This window comes from Bartonella tribocorum (genome assembly GCF_002778015.1).
Taxonomy (GTDB): Bacteria; Pseudomonadota; Alphaproteobacteria; order Rhizobiales; family Rhizobiaceae; genus Bartonella; species Bartonella tribocorum_B.
The window spans coordinates 1-742 of sequence record NZ_NJPP01000088.1 but is presented as its reverse complement, the minus strand read 5'-3'; the positions used below and the strand labels follow the sequence as shown (position 1 = coordinate 742).

General features: G+C 35.0%; 1 pseudogene. It reads left to right on the top strand.

The window, feature by feature from the left end:
* Positions 1-398: pseudogene (locus CEV08_RS09305) on the top strand (helix-turn-helix domain-containing protein); the annotation flags it as partial.
* Positions 399-742 lie beyond the last annotated feature (344 nt).

Below are 742 nucleotides of genomic sequence, written 5' to 3'. Positions count from 1 at the left end.
TCCGCAGCACAAAGCCGGTGCACACCAGCATCCATCGTAATCGCCTATCACAAAATTTATGGCGTAGACTTTCATTGCTTCTCACTGGTGAAGGTGAAATGTTTAGCAATATGCTAAAAGCGAAAGCAGTAGGTTTTAAAGCGCCTACCATTCCTACTGGACTCATGAAAAAACTCGATCGTATAGCTTATACAACCTATCGCAACGCAAAAATAAAACTCCCCCCTGAAAATATAACGGAACGCGCGGTAGAGCTTTATAAAAAGTTACAAGAGCTTGTTCAAAACATCAACGACACAGAAGAAGTCGAGGCAACTTTTCCTCTTCTTAAAATTCATTTAAAGCGTCAAATCGAAGCTGAAAGTTCACATCTAGTAACGACACAAGATACGGCTTAATGCCCCTTTAAATATGAAAAATCGATATGAAAATCTTATTACTTTAAATAAATTATGCAATATATTGATAAACAATATTTTTAAATCATTTTTTAGAGATTTCCACGCATATATGGAAATCTTTTTTGCTTCTTGGATCATTTTTGGTTGATTTGGGAGTCAATTGAACTTTTGGATTGATTTTTTTAAAGGGTCTTTTAAAGGCGGTTTTCTGGGCTTTCACAGACTTTTTTTTAAAATCTTCAAAGGATTTTCCAAAGACCTTTCAAAGCCTTCCCTCATTTTTACCATGAAAATGCACTTTTTACCATTTTTCGTGCTTTTTCCAATTTTAGGTGTCAAAA